At 43.3% G+C, this 2,751-nt stretch carries 3 protein-coding genes; all 3 read left to right on the plus strand.

Features of this window, described 5'->3' with window-relative positions:
• Positions 1–174: 174 nt before the first annotated feature.
• The 3 genes from ACFFK0_RS03115 to ACFFK0_RS03125 all read left to right on the plus strand — a co-directional run bounded on the left by ACFFK0_RS03115 (position 175) and on the right by ACFFK0_RS03125 (position 2,276).
• Positions 175–1,089 (plus strand): HNH endonuclease, encoded by a 915-nt coding sequence (locus tag ACFFK0_RS03115; RefSeq protein ID WP_164751802.1) that lies wholly within the window; start codon positions 175–177, stop codon positions 1,087–1,089.
• Positions 1,090–1,210: 121 nt separating this feature from the next.
• Positions 1,211–1,876 (plus strand): restriction endonuclease, encoded by a 666-nt coding sequence (locus tag ACFFK0_RS03120; protein ID WP_218029636.1) that lies wholly within the window; start codon positions 1,211–1,213, stop codon positions 1,874–1,876.
• A complete protein-coding gene (locus ACFFK0_RS03125; RefSeq protein WP_218029637.1) occupies positions 1,857–2,276 on the plus strand; it encodes a hypothetical protein in 420 nt (139 codons plus the stop codon). Before ACFFK0_RS03120 ends, ACFFK0_RS03125 begins: the two co-directional genes overlap by 20 nt.
• The last annotated feature ends 475 nt before the right edge of the window (positions 2,277–2,751 follow it).

The raw sequence follows: 2,751 nt of genomic DNA on the forward strand, positions 1-2,751 counted from the left end.
CTCTTTTTTCATGCCGAAGAGACGGATACAACTGACTTAAATCACCGGACTTCTAGAACAGTCCATAAAAATAGTAAACAATAGCGTAAACAACAAATTACGGAAGCTGTCTTTTAAGATGGCCTCGGGCCATTTATAGATTTTCCGATAAAGCTTAAAAGGATGAATGCACATATGAATCACGGTCAACATCATTACGCAGAGCTGAGCTCTATTTTTTATCCCCATGATATTACAGGAGCAGATAAAGATTTAGTTGGTGATAATTCGAAGACGACCTGTCTCTTTTGTGGACAGAGTCGTCCGAATGTCACTTTTAAAAAAGATGCTCATGTTATACCAGCTGGGTTAGGAAATAGAACGTTATTCTATCTGAACGAGTGTGATACTTGTAATACCCGATTCAGTTATTATGAAAATGAACTGGTTAACTTTCTAACCTTCGATAGAATATTTATTAGTGCTCAGAAACGACCTGGGTCCGGCGCTCCAAAATATAAGCAAAAAGGTAAGCAATCAGCGTTAGAAATGAATAGCGGTAAGCTCAACATTGCTATTCTTGAGCAAGAAGGCATTTTTAATGTTGCAGAAAAAGAAGGACAAAACATTATTACTTTCAAAATAAATAATCCCCCTCCCTATAGACCTGAAGACATATGTAAGTGCTTAACTCATATGGGTTGGGCGCTTTTAGAAGATGAAGATAAGACGTTGGTTTCCTATGTACCAAATTGGTTGCTAGGGAAAATCGACATCTATCCGCTTTATTTAGATACAGCATTTGTTCCAGGTAATGGTTTTGCTAATGTTATACTGGAGGTACTAAAGACCACTCATGCTGATTCGATAAACTACCCTTATTTGATACGTTTTACTTACGGAACGAAAATCATTTCTTTTTATTTGCCAGCTTCACCGGACATCAAGTGCGCACCTCTTCTCTATTCTTACTGCCCCCATATTCCTGAGAATGCAGCAGTGAGTCCAACTACATGGACAATCCCGTCCAATGAAAGGATAAAACCAGATGACATTACCTATACATGGAGCTATCGAGATAAAGACCCAAGAACAGACATTAAAGTGTAGACTTCAATTAAAATAAAAGAGAAGGCATGAAAAGATTCTTACGGATCAATATAAAGCGATAGAGTTGATTGTCCGGGCTGGAAAAACTTAATTCGCCAAGCAGAAATTTGGGGGAAGAAAAATGGGGACCAATTTGAGTGACATTAAAGAAGAATACTGGAAACTCCTGAACTTAGCCGCCGACGCAGATGCGGTCGAAAAACGGCGTCGTGGCTTTAATTTCGAGCGCATGCTGAATAAGCTATTTACCATTGAACAACTCGAACCGCGCACAGGTTACAGGCCGGCGGGCGAACAGATTGATGGCTCCATCTATCTTGACGGACGTACATATCTCCTGGAAGCCAAATGGCACGCAGATCCACTACCGGCATCGACTCTCTATCAGTTCAAGGGTAAGGTTGAAGGAAAGTTGTCTGGTACTATTGGAATATTTATTTCGATGTCAGGATACGCAGAGGACGCCGTTGATGCGCTTGTCCTTGGCAAGGCGCTGAACATCATTTTGTTCGACGGTCGTGACATGGACGCAGCGATCAACCGTGGATTGGGATTCACAAATGTTCTCAAACTCAAGCTCCGGAAAGCTGCTGAGGAAGGAGCTATTTATTTCCCCTCAGAAGGCGAACTCGTCACCGCCGAACGGAAGCAGGTCGTCGAAATCGACCAGCTTCATTACGACCCGACAACGGGCGGAGTCTTGGCTACGCATCCAGTTGAAGCCGCTGAGGCAGATCTTTTAATCGTGTGTGAAGGTAATACAGTTAGTGATTGCTACGCTGTCTGAGAGGATCCTGGGTAATGCCGGTTCCAATCGATCGATCAAAATTATGGTCGCCATGGGGAAGATCACAATTTCGCGTGTAGCAAACGCACTTTGGAAAACGTTCTATTCTGCCTCTAAGGTCCTGATAGTGGTCGATGGTGACGGTGACCCCACCGCTACAAAAGATATGTTGGTGAAAGGCCTTGAATTTAACGAATGGATTTCTGTCATTCCCAATCCTTCTATTGAAGTCTGGCTTGACCTTGATGTTGATCAACTCCGGAAATGGGGCGCTAAGAATCGCATTGAGCAATCCCGATTAGCTGCAAATAAGCTAGACATTGAGGAACTAGTGAAGCGAGACGAGGAGTTCGCTCGGTTTCAAAACGCAATTCTAGGATTAAGTGTCGCTGGTCAATGAGTGGCGGAAATGAACAAGCCGAGCTGCAGCAATCACAATTTTTCGTTTTTTTTTTGCGAGATAAAGTTACTTGAAGCAATTATGTGTCTCAGGTATGCGGCGACAGTTTAGTTAATAAACTTCACGGATGAAGTCCGAAAGGCGAAGGCGTTGTTAGAGAACATACCGAACGACCGACAGCAGTTGGGGGCGATGCAACTCGTTGTGGAACATTATGGGCTACAAGATGAAATAGCTGCCTCGAGGCAATGGTTATTCTCGAATTTCTGATCTGCGAATTCGCGTAGAGTATGCCACGAGCGTAATCCAAGGGTTGATAGAGAACGGTGACCTTCAATCGACCCTCTAGCTTATTGACTTCCTTCAGGAAGAAAGGAGCGTGTGGAGATTCGGAAGGGGATGTGCCGTTGTTACTTAGGGCTTGCTGAAAAATCAAAAAATCCTTATCTCACAAGGGTTTAGAGGCACTTTTGTC

The organism is Paenibacillus chartarius (genome assembly GCF_042432825.1).
Lineage (GTDB): Bacteria > Bacillota > Bacilli > Paenibacillales > NBRC-103111 > Gordoniibacillus > Gordoniibacillus chartarius.

Excerpts from the sequence above, each read along its gene's own strand:
- ACFFK0_RS03120 (WP_218029636.1), top strand. The coding sequence starts at position 1,211 with ATGGGGACCAATTTGAGTGACATTAAAGAAGAATACTGGAAACTCCTG.
- ACFFK0_RS03115 (WP_164751802.1), top strand. The coding sequence starts at position 175 with ATGAATCACGGTCAACATCATTACGCAGAGCTGAGCTCTATTTTTTAT.